The sequence below is a fragment of the Maribacter sp. PR1 genome (assembly GCF_028464145.1).
Taxonomy (GTDB): Bacteria; Bacteroidota; Bacteroidia; order Flavobacteriales; family Flavobacteriaceae; genus Maribacter.
This window is the reverse complement of the sequence record NZ_JAQPCG010000006.1, coordinates 136,278-152,909: the sequence shown is the minus strand read 5'-3', so window position 1 is coordinate 152,909 and position 16,632 is coordinate 136,278. Positions and strand designations below refer to the sequence as shown.

Below are 16,632 nucleotides of genomic sequence, written 5' to 3'. Positions count from 1 at the left end.
TTAAAACATATCTCCCTTATGGAAAATAAGATAAATGCTAATAACAGTATCTTAGAATTAATTGGGAAAACACCGCTGGTAAGACTTAATAGGATTACCGAAAACTTCACAGGTGAATTTTATGCCAAAGTAGAGGCATTTAATCCAGGACACTCATCCAAAGATCGTATCGCAATTCATATCATTGAAGAGGCCGAAAGAAAAGGTATCTTAAAAAAGGGCAGTACTATTATTGAAACTACTTCCGGTAATACCGGATTTAGTATTGCTATGGTAAGTATCATTAAAGGATACAAATGTATTTTGGCAGTAAGTTCAAAATCATCTGCGGACAAGATTGATATGCTTCGTTCTATGGGAGCAGAAGTGTACGTTTGCCCGGCCCATGTTAGTGCGGATGACCCAAGGTCTTATTATCAAGTAGCAAAGCGATTGCACGAGGAAACAAAGAACTCCATCTATATTAATCAATATTTTAATGAGTTGAATATGGATGCGCATTATAAATCCACGGGACCTGAAATATGGGAGCAAACTGCTGGACAAATTACACATTTGGTGGCTTGCAGTGGAACGGGAGGAACTATTTCTGGAACAGCTCGTTTTTTAAAGGAGCAAAATCCAGATATCAAGGTTATTGGAGTCGACGCGTTTGGGTCTGTACTTAAAAAATATCACGAGACCGGTAATTTGGATACCAACGAAATCTATCCTTATAGAATAGAAGGCTTAGGAAAGAATTTAATTCCCGGGGCAACGGATTTTGAAATCATTGACGAGTTCATTAAGGTTACCGATGCTGAAAGTGCGCATACTGCACGTGAGATTTCCAGAACGGAAGGAATGTTCGTGGGGTATACAAGTGGGGCGGCAATGCAGGCATTGAAGCAATTAAACGAATTAAAAACATTCGATAAGAACAGTAAGGTTGTTGTCATTTTTCCAGATCACGGGTCGAGATATATGAGTAAAATTTATAGTGATCAATGGATGGAAGACCAAGGGTTTCTGGAAGCAAATCCTGTGGAAGAAAAACAAGAAATTCAATTTATAAAATAAACAAGTTGGAAAAGTTATACTGAAAGCGGGCCAAAAGCCCGCTTTTTTATGTCTACAAATTATTTATGAATGCTGTCCAAAAATTTTTACTTTTGCAAGCAGAACCAAAATTAGGCGATGAGAGACTTATTTGAAAGAATCATAGAGAATAAAGGCCCTTTAGGTAAATGGGCATCACAGGCTGAGGGGTATTTTGTATTTCCAAAATTAGAAGGTCCTATTTCCAATAGGATGAAGTTTCAGGGAAAGGATGTAATTACCTGGAGTATAAATGATTATTTGGGTCTGGCTAATTTGCCCGAAATTAAAAAGGTGGATGGTGAGGCAGCAGCCGAACATGGTGCAGCTTATCCAATGGGTGCAAGGATGATGAGTGGTCATACGGATTTTCATGAACAGTTAGAGAAGGAATTAGCTGCCTTTTCAAAAAAAGAAGCGTCTTACCTATTAAATTTTGGATATCAAGGTTTTATGTCGGTCATAGATGCCTTGGTAACCAAGGATGATATTATCGTCTACGATGTGGATTGCCACGCTTGTATTATTGATGGGGTTAGACTGCATATGGGTAAAAGGTTCACTTTTACACATAACAATGTAGAAAGCTTGGAGAAAAATTTGGAACGTGCCACAAAACTTGCAGAGCAAACGGGAGGAGGTATTTTGGTCATATCCGAGGGTGTCTTTGGAATGCGTGGAGAACAAGGTATTTTAAAGGAAATTGTTGAGTTAAAGAAAAAATTTAATTTCCGACTTCTTGTGGATGATGCCCATGGTTTTGGAACCTTAGGTGAAACAGGTGCAGGAGCAGGTGAGGAGCAAGGCGTACAAGACAATATTGATGTTTATTTGGCCACCTTTGCAAAATCGATGGCCGGTATCGGTGCTTTTGTTGCCGCTGACCAAGAAATTATCGACTATTTAAAATATAATTTGCGTTCTCAGATGTTTGCCAAGTCACTTCCTATGGTATACGTTAAAGGAGCTTTGAAGCGATTGGATATGTTACGCACAATGCCTGAGCTTAAAGCGAAATTATGGGAGAATGTAAATGCCCTGCAGAACGGTCTAAAAGAAAGGGGTTTTGATATTGGAACAACAACGAGTTGTGTTACTCCAGTTTATCTAAATGGTAGTATCCCAGAGGCCATGGCCTTAGTTAAGGATTTAAGGGAGAATTATGGTATTTTCTGTTCCATTGTGGTATATCCAGTAATTCCAAAAGGACTTATTCTACTTAGGTTAATTCCTACAGCAACTCATACATTGGAGGATATCGCAGAAACCTTGGACGCTTTTTCGGCAATTAGGGATAGGTTGAAAAATGGAACGTATAAAAGACTTTCAGCTGCTGTTGCCGCGGCAATGGGAGAATAAATAAAATTTCTTTTAATAAAAAAGGCCTTAACCATAATTCATGGATTGGGCCTTTTTTATAAGCTCTTTCTGTAGGTTCTTCTTCTTTTGTATATAACCGGATCAAAATGTTTCCACATCTGTTTAATGGCAATGTTCTCTTCAAGTTCCGGAGTTCTGTAACACATCTGAATACCCTTTTCTTTAAAGGTTTTATAATATTCATTAAAAATTACCGCTGTAACTCCCTTATTTTGATATTCTGGATGTATTCCTATGAGGTAGAAAATTACGTCCTTACTATTTTTCTTTGCACTTAATAAATGAAAAATCCCAAAGGGAAATAATTTTCCTTTGGCCTTTTGTAAGGCTTCCGAGTAGGAGGGCATTACAATGGCAAATGCAATGAGCTTTTTATTTTTGTCCTTTATAAACTTTATATATTCCGGGTTTATGAAACTTATATATTTTTTCTTAAAATATGCCTTTTGTATTTCTGTTATGGGTACGAATGAGGAAAGCTTGGAGTAAGTTTCGTTAAAAAGGTCGAACATTTCATCGGTGTAGGGCATTACCTCCTTGGTGCTGCTAAAGTTCATTTCTGATAAACCGTATCTTCTTTTAACAAGGTCATTTAATTTAGTAAATAGTGCAGGGTCCGCATTACCGGCAGGAAACTTATTCTCCATGTACTCCTTTTCCTTGACCAAACCTTGTTCTTCGTAATGATTTTTATAGTAGGGATGATTGTACCAAGTAACCATGGTTCCTATATGATCAAAACCTTCTACCAAAACGCCCACTTTATCCATATTGGAAAAACCTACAGGTCCTTCCATATACTCTAGATTGTTTCTGGCGCCAATTTCAGCTACCTTTTCAAGTAAGAGTTTGGAGACGTTATGATCATCAATAAAATCGAACCAACCAAAACGCATTTTTTTGATATTTTGTTGGTTTACCTCTAAATGGTTGATCATCGCAGCAATTCTTCCTATAATCTTATCACCGTCATATGCTAGAAAAAACCAAGCCTCCGCATCTTTAAAAACGGGGTTTTCATTCTTATCGAAAGATGCTAATTCATCCTTGATGATTGGGGGGACCCAAAATTTGGAACCCTTATAGAGGAAAAATGGAAAGGTTACGAATTTCTTTAAATCTTTGTTGGTTGTAACCTCTTTTACTGTAATCATTGATGCTTCTTAGAAGCACCAATATTAGGAATATTAATCAATACGTAAAAATAAAGGAAAGTAAAAATAATATCACTTTGGATAAAGTTTAGAAATCTATTTCATTGGATTCTTTTTTCTTTTGCTTTTGTGCCTTTTTCAATTTCCTCAGTTGTTTTTTTGAGGGTCCCAAATCAATATCCTCGGCTCCATTACCTTTGGATTTTCGATTCTTTCTTTTTTCTTTTTTCATGGTGTTCTTTTTAATAGGACCGCCGGACCCAATAGCATCTTGATCTTCAATAGGGATTAAACTGTCCTTATGAAAATCGAACCTATATGACCCGCCTAAATTCACGAACACTCTGGAAGGCGTATTTTTAAAACTAGCTCCTAGACCCATATCTACCTGTATACCTTCATTGATGAGATAAGCAACCCCGCCCCTTAATAATAAATCGGAATATCGATCACTTTGAATACCTTGATGCTCCAAAAATGTACTCCATTTGGGATTTCTAAAGGCATGTGATAAGGAAATCAAATAGCTGAATTCAGGATAATCGGCTCCTATTCTGTCATAGGCCGTATTTGTAATCATTACCATTCTCGGAGTCATTCGGCTTTGGGTGGCCACCATAACCCTTGGGGAAACTGTTGGTTCACCTGGATAGTAGGGATTGTCACCCAAAACAAAATTGGCACCCGCATAAATGGAAACAGCAGGGAGAAGATTTTTGAACTGAAATTTATGATTAGCCCGCCAACTGTAAAGATTTGGCTTATTTCGTTCTGGATTTTTATAGGGGTCATAGACCAAAAATTTTAACCCCATTCTATTTCTAGAAAAGTCCCTACGCTTAGCTTTTAAATCAAAGGAGTTATAAACAATATCCTGGTCTTGAAATGTACCTTCATAGTTTAGCTCCAACCGTTCAAATAAAAGTCCATAACGCAAAGAGATGTTTGTTCCCCAAAGGTCCGATTGTGTATTTAATAAGGCATGGTCACTTTGTTCATAGAAAAGACCCATTTCTGCCTGAACCACATTTTTACCAACCGCATAGGCACTGACAGAAAGACCTGGTCTATTAGAGTTAATAACATCCGTGTATTGTGCCAACGTAGATAGTGGGACAATGAGAAACACTATAAGTTGAAAAAGGATTCTTTTGGTAATAAAGGGGCTACCCATGGAAACGACTTTATAATTATTTTAATACTTTGAATCTAGTAATACAACGTGATAATTGTATTTTTGATATATATCAATCCAAATAAATGGCATTTTTAAAGACAATATTGGTAATTCTTTTGGTGTATTATTTGCTAAAAATATTAGCGAAGATGTTTGCACCTAAAATATTGAATTATGCAGCCAAGAAAACCGAGTCACATTTTAGAAAGACTTTTGAGGGTTTTAACCAAGAAACTAAACAACAGGAGGAACAGGTCGGGGATGTTATCATCGATAAAAAATCCACCACCAAAAAGGGGAAATCCGAAAAAGTTGGGGAATATATAGATTTTGAAGAACTAGACTAGTTATCTTTGACTAACCAACCACCGGAATATGAAGAAAGGTCTAAAATTCTTTTTCACCCATTTTTTTGTAACCGTATTCTTTATTATTGCAGCGCTTGCCTATTTTCACCCCGTTCTTCAAGGCAAGGTAATTTTCCAAAATGACATTGCCCAATATACGGGCATGGCCAAAGAACAAAATGATTTCCGTAAAAACACGGAAACAGAGCCCTATTGGACCAACAGTGCCTTTGGGGGTATGCCAACGTATCAGTTAGGAGCTAACTATCCTCATAATTACATAAAACAATTAGATCGCCTGATTAGGTTTTTGCCTAGACCTGCCGATTATCTGTTTCTTTATTTTATTGGTTTCTATATTTTGCTATGCTGTCTAAAGGTCGATTATCGATTGGCCATAGTTGGGGCATTGGCTTTTGGATTTTCAAGTTACTTAATCATAATAATTGGAGCCGGTCATAACGCAAAGGCCCATGCCTTAGGCTATATTCCGATTCTCTTGGCCGGCATCGTACTAGTTTTCAGGAAAAAATATCTAATTGGGTTTTTAGTTACTGCCTTGGCAATGGCACTAGAAATTGTAGCTAACCATTACCAAATGACCTATTATTTTATGTTATTGGTGCTGATTTTGGGAGTGGTATATCTCATAGACGCTGTAAGACATAAGGAATTAAAGCACTTTTTCATTTCTGTGGGTATTCTTTTTGGATCCGTTGCTTTGGGGATAGCCGCAAATGCCACGAGTCTTTTGGCCACAAAGGAATATGCGGATTGGAGTACACGGGGTAAAAGTGAACTAACCATTAATCCCGACGGATCACCTAAAGATAATACAGGAGGTCTTAGCAAGGAATATATTACCCAATGGAGTTATGGGGTTGCAGAATCTCTTAATTTATTTGTACCTCGATTGTTCGGTGGAGCCAGTCAGGAAAATTTGGGTGAAGACTCCAAGTCGTTCAATTATTTAATTGATAAAGGTTTGCCGAGGTCTAGCGCTCTTGATTTTGTTAGTGGACTTCCCCTATATTGGGGCCAGCAGCCCGGTGTGTCAGGACCAGCTTATATTGGGGCGATAATATTTTTTCTATTTGTTTTGGGCCTATTTTTAGTCAAAGGAAAGCATAAATGGTGGTTGTTGTTCGGTGTACTGCTTTCACTTTTACTGTCTTGGGGAAAGAACTTTAGTGGCCTTACTAATTTCATGATCGATTATTTTCCCTTATATGATAAATTTAGGGCAGTTTCTTCGATTCAGGTAATTTTAGAATTATGTGCTCCCATATTGGCCATACTGGCTTTGAAAAAAATATTTTCTAATAAAGTGAGTCAAGATGATAAGGTTATATCCGTCAAGTATGCAGGAGGTGTAGTACTTGGTTTGGGAATATTACTTTTTTTATTAAAAGGTATGTTCGACTTTGTCGGACCTTCTGATGACCGACTAAGAATGACAGGCTTGGAGGAATTGCCCGCGATGCTTCAGCTCGACCGAAAGGCAGTCTATACCAATGACCTCCTAAGATCCTTGATATATGTACTGATTGTTATAGGTTTGATTTGGTTTTACCTTAAGAATAAACTAAAGATGAACGTAGTTGTAATAGTGATCGGAGTGCTGATAGTTTTCGATTTGGTTGGTGTTAATCTTAGGTATGTAAATGCCGATAATTTTGTATCCAAAAGAAGAATGTTGGAACCTTTCCAGGCAACTACAGCGGATAAACAAATATTGGAAGATGATGGTGTATTCCGGGTTTTCGACCAAACAGATGGTTTTGACTCCGCCAAGACGGCATACTTTCATAATAGTATTACGGGCTATCATGCCGCCAAGCCTGCCGGTATGCAAGACCTTTTCAACTTCCACATATACAAAGGAAATTTATCCGTATTTAATATGCTAAATATTAAATACATAATAAGACAGGACCAAGAAGGAAATATTTTTCCAATAGAAAACCCGAATGCCAATGGAAACGCTTGGTTTGTTTCTAAATTGGAAGGTGTAGGTTCCGCTGATGAAGAAATACTTGCCTTAGATAGTTTGGATACTAAAAATACGGCGGTTGTAAATACCAATACCGTTAAGAATATAAACAGATTCGATTTTCAAGCGGATTCAACGGCGACGATTAATCTGGTAGACTATCAACCTAATCACTTGACTTATAAATCCAACAATTCCAATGCCGGAATAGCCGTTTTCAGTGAGATGTATTATCCCAATGGATGGAACGCCTACGTAGATGGAAAAATTACCGATTATTTTAAAGTAGATTATGTGTTGCGAGCACTGAGGCTTCCGGAAGGAGAGCACACCATTGAATTTAAATTCGAACCGGAGGTCGTGGAAAAGGGTAGTAAAATCACCTTGGCTAGCACTATTTTGTTAGGATTGGTACTCTTAGGCGGTATAGGCTACTCCTTTTGGAAGAGAAAGGAGGAAACATCCTAATGAGAAAGGTTTTGGTCATCACCTACTATTGGCCACCGGCTGGGGGTCCTGGAGTACAGCGTTGGCTAAAATTCGTCAAGTATTTTAGAGATTACGGAATAGAACCTATAGTCTATATTCCCGAAAACCCCCATTACCCATTATTGGATAGGACCTTAGTAGACGAAGTTCCGAACGATTTAACAATTTATCGCCATAAGATATTTGAGCCTTATGGAATTTCGAAAATTATATCAGGAAAGAAAACGAAACGTATAAGTTCTGGTGTTATCTCTCCAAAGAATCAATCTATTTTAGAGCGGTTGATGTTATGGGTAAGAGGCAACCTTTTTATTCCGGATGCCAGAAAGTTTTGGATAGGACCGTCGGTTAAATTTTTAAAAAAGGTCTTAGAGGAAGATCATATAGAAACTATTATTACCACAGGACCACCTCACAGTATGCACTTAATTGGTCTTGAGTTAAAAAAGCGATATAAATTACAGTGGGTAGCCGATTTTAGAGATCCATGGACGAATATTGGCTATCATAAAAAATTAAAACTCACCTCATATGCTAAAAAACGGCATAAAAAATTAGAGGAGAATGTTTTAAACAATGCAGATAAAATTGTGGTAACCAGTAAAACCACAAAGCAAGAGTTTGAGCAAATTACATCCAAGCCGCTTAAAGTAATTACAAATGGTTATGACTTTACAGCGTTTAAGGAATCGGTATTGGACGCAAAATTTACGATATCCCATATCGGCTCAATGCTCACGGGAAGAAACCCTATTAACCTTTGGAAGGTGCTGAGTGAATTATCCAATGAACATGAAGATTTTAAGCAGTCCTTACAATTGAATTTCATCGGTGTTGTTGGAGGGAACATTTTGAATTCAATACAAAAATATGGGCTAGGTGAACATATTAATGTGCTAGGTTATATATCTCATGAAGATGCTGTAAAATACCAACAAAAATCCCAAATTTTGCTTTTGGTTGAAATTGACTCGCAAGAAACAACTGGAATTATACCAGGGAAATTATTCGAATATTTATGGGCCAGGCGTCCAATTTTAGGAATTGGACCTTCTAATTGGGAGGTTGCAGAAATGGTTTCGGAAACAGAATCGGGTGATGTATTTGGTTATGATGCACATTCCGAACTTAAAGATGTAATTTTAAACTGGTTTCAAGCATATAAAAACAATTCATTAAGTGTTTCATCTACGAACATTAAGAAGTATAGTAGGCGAGATCTTACCAGGCAACTAGCAGAGTATATTTAGATGGGTATCGTTTTAAAACAATCCTTAAATAACACAATTGTTACATATATCGGTTTTGCAATAGCAGCGGTTAATACGTTTTTTTTGTACACTAATTTTATGCAACCGGAAAATTATGGTCTTATACAGGTGATTCTTTCGGTTTCTGGAATTTTGATGCCGATTTTAGCTTTTGGAGTTCCCAACAGCCTTGTAAAATTTTATAGCAGTTTTAAGTCGGAAAAAGACCAGGATAGCTTTCTTAGCATGATGCTTTTTTTGCCACTTTTCTTGATGATACCCGTGGCTTTAATAAGCTATATGGCAAATGAAGCCATTGGAGGCTTATTATCGAAGGAAAATCCCATAGTCAAGGATTATGTTTGGCATATATTTTTGGTGGGGATGGCCATGGCTTATTTCGAAGTTTTTTATGCATGGTCTAGGATTAAGATGAAGTCTGTTTTTGGGAATTTCATGAAAGAAGTTTTCTGTAGGGTAGGACAATCCATTTTATTGATTTTGTTGTGGTTTAAAATTATAGATATACCACTATTTATAAATGCCCTGGTAGGATTTTACCTTTTGAGAACGATAATCATGAAGCTATATGCCTATCGATTACGTTTCCCGAAAATCGTATTTAAACTACCAGGGAACTGGGTAAATATTCTAAAGTATAGTGCATTAATTATTTTGGGCGGTTCAACGGCCATTGTTTTAATGGAAGTGGATAAAGTAATGTTAAATAATTATTTACCCATTGAGAATGTTGCTTATTATGCTGTTGCTGGCTTTATGGCAACTGTAATTGCAGTTCCGGCTAGGGCTATGCATCAAATAACCTATCCTATGACGGCAGAATACATTAATAAAAAAGATACAAATTCTTTAAAGGGGTTGTACCAAAAGAGTTCGCTGACTTTATTTATAGTATCAGCTTTGATTTTGGTTTTGATACTATTAAACCTAGATGATTTGTACCAACTTTTACCCTCAGGTTATGAGGATGGATTTTTTATCGTTTTTTGGATTGGTTTGGCAAAGGTCTATGATGCTTTGTTGGGCAATAATAATTCTATATTGTACAATTCAGATTATTATAAATCTATTCTTTTGTTTGGTGTTTTGCTAGCCATTATGGCAATAGGTTTCAATCTTTGGTTGATACCCACTTATGGTTTAAACGGTGCTGCCATTGCAAGCTTTTCTGCCTTTTTCATATATAATTCAATAAAGTTGTTTTATGTTAAATCGAAGTTTGGACTACAACCATTTACCTTGGAAACCATACAGGTATGTATTGTAATACTTGTAATTGCTTTAGTCTTTTACAACCTAATATTTTCATTTCATCCTTTCTTTAATATTCCTCTTAAATGTGCTTTGATAACGCTCAGTTATTTTCTGGTTTTGTATAAATTCAAGATATCTGAGGACGTCAATGCCGTTATTAAAAAATTTCTTAAGAGTTAAAATTTTGTTGCTTCTTAGTGCTAATTTTCTTTGTCAGTTTTACCTGTGCCATATTGTTTTTTATATATTCTTACTATTATAAGGAAAAGGTTTATGATTAAAGGACCAAAAATCAAACCAACAAATCCAAATAATGGAATACCCACAAGAACCCCAATTAGGGTGATTAGTGGATGTATACTATCCATTTTTTGAAGTAAAAACAATCTAATAAGATTGTCTGTAGAGCCAACTACGACCATACCGTAGATTAAGATGCCCCATGCCGCAAAGTCGTTACCACTGGCGAGCGTAAGAACAAAAACTGGGAATATACCTAGAAAGGTACCCACAAATGGCACCATGGATCCAATAGTTACGATAACGAACCAAAATAGCGGGTTTTCTATCCCAAAAATAAAGAACCCAATCAATGCAATTATTCCTTGGGCCAAAGCTACTAATGGTATGGCAATGGCATTTGACCTGACCACATTGTCTATTTCCTTACCTAAAATCAGCAAGGTTTTATTGCTCAACGGAATATATTCCATCATTGAGTCTTTCATGTGCTTTGGACTTTTAAGCATATAGTACAGAATAAAAAGGAGTACACCCAAGGAAATAAATACGTTTACTGTTCCACTGGCAAGACCTGGAACGTTATCGCTGATCCAACTTGAAGTTTGTTCCGGGTCAATGGCAGATGAAATTTCATATCCTAAATATTTTTCAACCTGAAAGATTTGCTCTTTCAAAGCAGCGATTACTTCTTCGGCTTTATCGGCCAAATTTCCAATCTCAAAGCCTAACATTATAACCGCTCCAGAAAGCGGAATACATATACCCACAAAGGCAAGACTTATAAGAAGTATGGATGCCCAATTGCGACGCCAACCTTTCTCTTCTAGCTTGATCATCCATTTTCTCAGTATTACATATAGGGTGAGTGCGCCAAGTATACCAGAAATGTAGGGAAGCATGGAGTTCGCAATAAGTCCTCCAAAAAACAAGATTAAGACCAATAATAATAGTTGTCTTAATAATTTAGGATTGATTTTTTTCAAAGAATTTAAATTATTGTTTAGGTTAGTGGCAAAGTATAAAGATTCTATTTATTTTATTGATTCACACGGTTAAATAAGTAGTCTATATAGTTAAAACCTTTTCCGTAATTAATTTTATCCGGCTGAATTTTGTCAATATTAGAAACCCATACCGTACCCAAGGATATTGCGATGGAAAGGCTGCAAGAATATGGTGTTGGTATATTTAAGCATATCCCAACCAAATCTTCATTAAAAAAGGCAATAGGGAAAAAGTTGGTATTGGTAGATGGTGTAGCGGCGAGAACAGGAACATTCATTAGAGGTGGTGAGACTATCCATTTAAAGGAATTTCCAATAAAAAATGCGCGAAGAGAACTAAAGCTGAAGTTGGAAGTGATTTTTGAAGATGAACATCTAGCGGTAATCAATAAACCACCTGGTATCTTAGTTAGTGGAAATAGTTTTAAGACTGTCGCTAATGGATTATCCCACAATCTTAAAAAAAGTAAAAGACCAGATGCAGTTGATCCCAAACCGGTACATCGTTTAGATTACCCTACCACAGGCTTGTTATTGGTAGGAAAAACCAGTTCTTCCATGATAGAATTGGGAAATTTATTTATGGAGAAAAATATTCACAAAACATATTATGCGGTAACTATTGGACAGATGGGCAGAAATGGAACTATAGACCTACCCGTAGATGGAAAAGTCTCGCTTTCTGAATATGAAGTTTTGAAAAGTGTTACCTCTAAACGATTCGGGCTTCTTAATCTGGTAAGGTTAATGCCGAAAACTGGTAGAAGGCATCAACTGAGAAAGCATTTATGCAGTGTTGGTAATCCTATTCTTGGTGATGACACCTATTTTTTACCGAATCTAATTCTAAAAGGGAAGGGACTGTATCTCCATGCAGCTGAATTGAAGTTTAAGCATCCTTTTACGGGTAAACCAATGGATATTCAAATTGAATTACCTGAAAAGTTTTTGAAGATTTTTGGTGGTCACTGAAAATAACTTCGAATTAAATTAAAAAAAGCCCTGCAGTAAACGTATTTACTACAGGGCTAAACAACTAACCAACCTAAAAACTATCTTTAATTATTTATTGTTTCTTCTAGAAACCGATCTTGAACTTCTGTTAACACTTCTAGAAGCTTTATTCACTGACCGAGATGTTGAACTTCTATTTACAGTTCTTGACGGTGCCTTCCTTACCGATCTTGTACTTCTACTTACAGTGCTTTTTTGTTTAGCAGGAGCCCTGTTAACCGATTTTTTTACGCTTCTTTGGGTTACAGTCCTATTTTGATTTGCACTACGACCAACCCTACTATTGTTCGCTGGTTTTCTATATGTAGTCGTACTTCTTTTAACAGTTGTACTTCTTGGCGTTTTGGTAACTTCACGTTTATTTACAACAGTCCTTTTGTTATTACCTCTAACTGCATTGTTATTGCCACGCTTAACCGCAGAACTACTTCTCTTTACAGTTGAGGACCTTGAAATGGTACTACTTCCGTTTTTCCTTACAGTATTACCAGAAGCTATACTTCTACTGGATTTATTGTTTCCATTTCTTCTTACTGTATTAGTATTGGAACGTACACCATCATTATTTCTATAAGCTACACTTTTGTTGCCTCTATTGGAATTGTTTCTTACGGAAACTCTATTATCGTTTCTATAGACATTCGCTCTTTCTCGCCTTACTTTATTATATCTATGCTCACGACCGATTTTTGCATAAGCCCTTCTCGTATTAAACCTATAAGGTCTGTAATATGTATATCTAATAGGTGTATAGTATCTTCTATAGGGTCTATTGAATACTAAGGAGAACCCGATAGCTGGTCTTATGAACAAACCGTGAAATGGACGGTAAACATATCTTCTATTATAGATGTTTATAAATCCAGTGTGGTAATTGTAAAATCCTCTATTGTCATAGAATACATACATTCCACCAACACTACGCACCCTATTATTTCTATATCTGATGTCCACATCACCAATCTGGGTTACACGACCATAGTAGTCATAAAAGATGGGTACATTTTCGACCTGAATCACAGCACCGTAATCATCATATTGCGTATAAGGATTATAGTCGTAACCTGAATTGAAGGTGATTCCGTTTCTTCGCCCTGTTACATAATCTTCTATATAAAAATCGAACTCACCATCTGGATATACTGAAAACGTAATGCCATTTTCAACAAAAATAAATGAGTTGTTGTTCCTATAAGCATTGCGTGTTGCAACCTTATCTTCTACCGTACTGTCGGCCAAGGCACCCGTTGTGCCTAAAATCATCGCCGTAAAAAGAAGTACTAAATTTTTCATGATATAAGGTTTTAAATTCCAAGTGCAACTATTTACACTCGCCATATATAAAACAAACAGCGTGCCAAAAATTAATTAAACTAATTAAATAATTGATAATCAGTATTTTGTAATTATAATTTTTGTTGAAATCAGGTTTACTTACTTTAATTTAGTTTTTCCTTAAGATAATTTGCAGTATAGGATGCCTTATTTTGGGCAACTTCCTCAGGTGTGCCTTCAGCGAGAAGTTGTCCTCCATTTTCACCACCGCCAGGGCCAAGGTCAATAATGTAGTCAGCACATTTGATGAGCTCAATGTTATGCTCAATAACCACTATGGAGTGTCCTTTTTTGATCAAGGCGTTAAAAGATTTTAATAATTTTTGGATATCATGAAAATGAAGTCCGGTTGTGGGTTCGTCAAAAATAAAAAGTGCCTTGTCCTTTGTAGATCCTTTTATTAGGAAGGAGGCCAGCTTAATGCGTTGAGCCTCTCCACCGGAAAGGGTAGAAGAGGATTGCCCTAGGGTGACATACCCCAAGCCTACATCTTGTAAAGGTTTCAATTTCCCTACAATCTTCTTTTGGTCCCCAGCTTCAAAAAAGTCGATGGCATCATCTATGGTCATATTAAGGATGTCATCAATGTTGGCATTGTTAAACGTAACCTCAAGGACATCTTTTTTAAACCGTTTCCCTCCACAGGTATCACATTCCAAATGAACATCCGCCATAAATTGCATTTCTACGGTAATCTCGCCTTCACCCTTGCACTTCTCGCATCTACCACCATCTACATTAAATGAAAAATGTTTAGCCTGATAGTTTCTTATTTTGCTCAATTTTTGACTTGCATAGAGGCTGCGTATATCGTCATATGCTTTTATGTAGGTTACAGGATTAGACCTAGAGGATCGACCAATTGGGTTTTGATCTACAAATTCCACATGCTTTATGTGACTGTATTTTCCTTTAACCGATGTGAACTGACCCGCTTTTTCTCCGTATCCTCCAGTTTCCTTGAGAATAATAGGGTATAATAACTTTTTAACCAAAGTACTTTTACCACTTCCTGAAACACCGGTGACTACGGTTAGCATATCCAGAGGAAAGGTAATATTTATGTTTCGCAAATTATTAGCCCTACAACCGATGATTTCGATATGATTTTTGGATGTACGTCTGTCTTTGGGAACCTCGATTTTCATGGTTCCATTGAGATAACTGGCAGTTAGTGAGGAGGAGTTTAAGATTTCATCCAAAGTACCTTGGGCAACGATATTACCTCCATGAGTACCTGCTTCCGGACCAATGTCAATAACTTCGTCGGCCGCCTTCATAATATCCTCATCATGTTCTACGACAATTACGGTATTGCCTAGGTCCCTTAGGGATAGTAACACTTCAACCAGATTTTCGGTATCCCTGGGGTGGAGACCAATACTAGGTTCATCCAAAATATACATAGAGCCCACAAGACTGCTCCCTAGTGAGGTTGCCAAGTTAATTCTTTGACTCTCACCTCCGGAGAGGGTATTAGATTTCCTATTTAAGGTGAGGTAATTAAGTCCAACCTTGTCTAAAAAGCCTAAACGCGTATTAATTTCCTTCAATAACCTATTTGAGATTTTGGTATCGTGCTCGGACAACTTTAGTTCACTGAAAAATACAATAAGCCGTTCAATAGGTAATCCAACCAATTCTGATATAGATTTCTCACCAATTTTCACATAATCGGTTTCGGACCTTAGCCTTTTGCCGCCACAAACGTTACATCTTGTCTTTCCACGGTAGCGCGATAGCATGACTCGATTCTGAATCTTATAACTTTTTTCTTCTAAAGTTTCAAAAAATTTATGGAGTCCAATAAAGTGGTCGTTCCCGTTCCAAACCAAATTTTTCTGGTCGCTGGACAATTCAAACCATGGTTTATGAATGGGGAAGTCAAACTTGTAGGCAGAATTCACCAATTGGTCCCTATACCAGCTCATACTTTCGCCACGCCAAGGAAACACTGCATTTTCATAAATGGATAATGCGGTATTTGGAATTACCAAATCCTCATCTATACCTATTACATCTCCATAACCTTCGCATTTTGGGCAAGCCCCATAAGGATTGTTAAAACTGAATAGATGCACATTGGGTTCTAAGAACTGTATTCCATCCAATTCAAACTTATTACTGAAAAGGCGTTGTTGGGAATTTTCTAAAACCTCTATAATACATTGGCCCTTACCTTCAAAATATGCAGTATCAACAGCATTGGCAAGTCTATTGTAAAAGTCTTCGTCATTTTTAGTTATTATTCGGTCTATGACCAAATCGAATTCCTTACCTATGTCCTTAGGTGCCTGGTCTATTCGAATGACCTTGCCCTTATATTTAATTCTGGCATACCCTTGCTTTGAAAATAGCTCAAGTGATTTTATGGAATCCCTATCCTCTCTTATTTTTATAGGTGCTAACAGTAATAATTTGGTATTTGTATCAAAGGTCTTAACGTATGCTATAACATCGGATACGGTATTCTTCTTCACTTCATTTCCAGATATTGGGGAATATGTTTTTCCTATTCTTGCATAAAGAAGTTTGATGTAATCATAAATTTCTGTGGTTGTACCTACGGTGGACCTAGGATTGGTGGAATTTACTTTTTGCTCTATGGCGATAGCTGGGGCAATACCTTTTATATAGTCCACTTTAGGTTTGTCCAATTTTCCCAAAAACTGCCTAGCGTAGGAAGAAAGGCTCTCCACGTAACGTCTTTGGCCTTCTGCAAAAAGGGTATCAAAGGCCAGACTGGATTTACCGGAACCGGAAAGTCCGGTTACGACCACAAGCTTATTTCTGGGTATTACAACATCAATATTCTTAAGGTTATGCAGTTTTGCACCTTTAATAATGATATTTTTCTTTGGATTTACTTGGGATAATGAAACCATATTTACTTC

Annotated in this window: 12 protein-coding genes; 7 read left to right on the top strand and 5 right to left on the bottom strand. The window is 36.9% G+C overall.

Annotated features, from left to right (window positions below; genetic code table 11):
• Window positions 1–18 precede the first annotated feature (18 nt).
• A complete protein-coding gene (locus PP182_RS13460; protein WP_272651784.1) occupies window positions 19–1,059 on the top strand; it encodes a PLP-dependent cysteine synthase family protein in 1,041 nt (346 codons plus the stop codon).
• 117 nt (window positions 1,060–1,176) lie between these two features.
• Complete coding sequence (locus PP182_RS13455; RefSeq protein ID WP_272651783.1) at window positions 1,177–2,436, top strand: aminotransferase class I/II-fold pyridoxal phosphate-dependent enzyme; 1,260 nt, start codon at window positions 1,177–1,179, stop codon at window positions 2,434–2,436.
• Between the two features lie 56 nt (window positions 2,437–2,492).
• Here the strand turns inward: PP182_RS13455 and PP182_RS13450 are convergent, their stop codons facing one another.
• Window positions 2,493–3,611 carry a GTP cyclohydrolase gene (locus tag PP182_RS13450; RefSeq protein WP_272651782.1) on the bottom strand — a complete coding sequence of 373 codons (1,119 nt, stop codon included), beginning with the start codon at window positions 3,609–3,611 and terminating at the stop codon, window positions 2,493–2,495.
• An 88-nt stretch (window positions 3,612–3,699) separates the two neighbouring features.
• Complete coding sequence (locus PP182_RS13445) at window positions 3,700–4,785, bottom strand: transporter (protein WP_272651781.1); 1,086 nt, start codon at window positions 4,783–4,785, stop codon at window positions 3,700–3,702.
• Between the two features lie 86 nt (window positions 4,786–4,871).
• Between PP182_RS13445 and PP182_RS13440 the strand changes: the two genes are divergently transcribed.
• The 4 genes from PP182_RS13440 to PP182_RS13425 are packed head-to-tail and all read left to right on the top strand — an operon-like array spanning window position 4,872 to window position 10,322.
• Window positions 4,872–5,135: a DUF4834 family protein gene (locus tag PP182_RS13440; protein WP_272651780.1), complete on the top strand. Its 264-nt coding sequence runs from the start codon at window positions 4,872–4,874 to the stop codon at window positions 5,133–5,135.
• A gap of 28 nt (window positions 5,136–5,163) precedes the next feature.
• Complete coding sequence (locus PP182_RS13435) at window positions 5,164–7,596, top strand: YfhO family protein (protein WP_272651779.1); 2,433 nt, start codon at window positions 5,164–5,166, stop codon at window positions 7,594–7,596.
• The gene (locus PP182_RS13430) at window positions 7,596–8,867 is read left to right on the top strand and encodes a glycosyltransferase family 4 protein (protein WP_272651778.1); all 1,272 of its coding nucleotides are present in this window, start codon (window positions 7,596–7,598) and stop codon (window positions 8,865–8,867) included. The genes PP182_RS13435 and PP182_RS13430 overlap by 1 nt, the downstream gene beginning before the upstream one ends.
• Complete coding sequence (locus tag PP182_RS13425; protein ID WP_272651777.1) at window positions 8,868–10,322, top strand: lipopolysaccharide biosynthesis protein; 1,455 nt, start codon at window positions 8,868–8,870, stop codon at window positions 10,320–10,322. It begins immediately after the preceding gene.
• Between the two features lie 20 nt (window positions 10,323–10,342).
• On the opposite strand, the gene PP182_RS13420 is transcribed toward PP182_RS13425, so the two are convergent.
• Entirely contained in the window at window positions 10,343–11,368 is a 1,026-nt protein-coding gene (locus PP182_RS13420) for an AI-2E family transporter (RefSeq protein ID WP_272651776.1), read from the bottom strand.
• A 129-nt stretch (window positions 11,369–11,497) separates the two neighbouring features.
• Here PP182_RS13420 and PP182_RS13415 point away from each other — a divergent pair, with 129 nt between their 5' ends.
• The gene (locus PP182_RS13415) at window positions 11,498–12,361 is read left to right on the top strand and encodes an RluA family pseudouridine synthase (protein ID WP_330097995.1); all 864 of its coding nucleotides are present in this window, start codon (window positions 11,498–11,500) and stop codon (window positions 12,359–12,361) included.
• A gap of 90 nt (window positions 12,362–12,451) precedes the next feature.
• Here PP182_RS13415 and PP182_RS13410 read toward each other — a convergent pair whose 3' ends face one another.
• Entirely contained in the window at window positions 12,452–13,696 is a 1,245-nt protein-coding gene (locus PP182_RS13410) for a hypothetical protein (RefSeq protein WP_272651775.1), read from the bottom strand.
• 146 nt (window positions 13,697–13,842) lie between these two features.
• Entirely contained in the window at window positions 13,843–16,623 is a 2,781-nt protein-coding gene (gene uvrA / locus PP182_RS13405) for an excinuclease ABC subunit UvrA (RefSeq protein ID WP_272651774.1), read from the bottom strand.
• Window positions 16,624–16,632 lie beyond the last annotated feature (9 nt).

Coding starts and splice junctions, on each gene's coding strand:
- PP182_RS13460 (WP_272651784.1), top strand. CDS start 19: ATGGAAAATAAGATAAATGCTAATAACAGTATCTTAGAATTAATTGGG.
- PP182_RS13455 (WP_272651783.1), top strand. CDS start 1,177: ATGAGAGACTTATTTGAAAGAATCATAGAGAATAAAGGCCCTTTAGGT.
- PP182_RS13450 (WP_272651782.1), bottom strand. CDS start 3,611: ATGATTACAGTAAAAGAGGTTACAACCAACAAAGATTTAAAGAAATTC.
- PP182_RS13445 (WP_272651781.1), bottom strand. CDS start 4,785: ATGGGTAGCCCCTTTATTACCAAAAGAATCCTTTTTCAACTTATAGTG.
- PP182_RS13440 (WP_272651780.1), top strand. CDS start 4,872: ATGGCATTTTTAAAGACAATATTGGTAATTCTTTTGGTGTATTATTTG.
- PP182_RS13435 (WP_272651779.1), top strand. CDS start 5,164: ATGAAGAAAGGTCTAAAATTCTTTTTCACCCATTTTTTTGTAACCGTA.
- PP182_RS13430 (WP_272651778.1), top strand. CDS start 7,596: ATGAGAAAGGTTTTGGTCATCACCTACTATTGGCCACCGGCTGGGGGT.
- PP182_RS13425 (WP_272651777.1), top strand. CDS start 8,868: ATGGGTATCGTTTTAAAACAATCCTTAAATAACACAATTGTTACATAT.
- PP182_RS13410 (WP_272651775.1), bottom strand. CDS start 13,696: ATGAAAAATTTAGTACTTCTTTTTACGGCGATGATTTTAGGCACAACG.
- uvrA (WP_272651774.1), bottom strand. CDS start 16,623: ATGGTTTCATTATCCCAAGTAAATCCAAAGAAAAATATCATTATTAAA.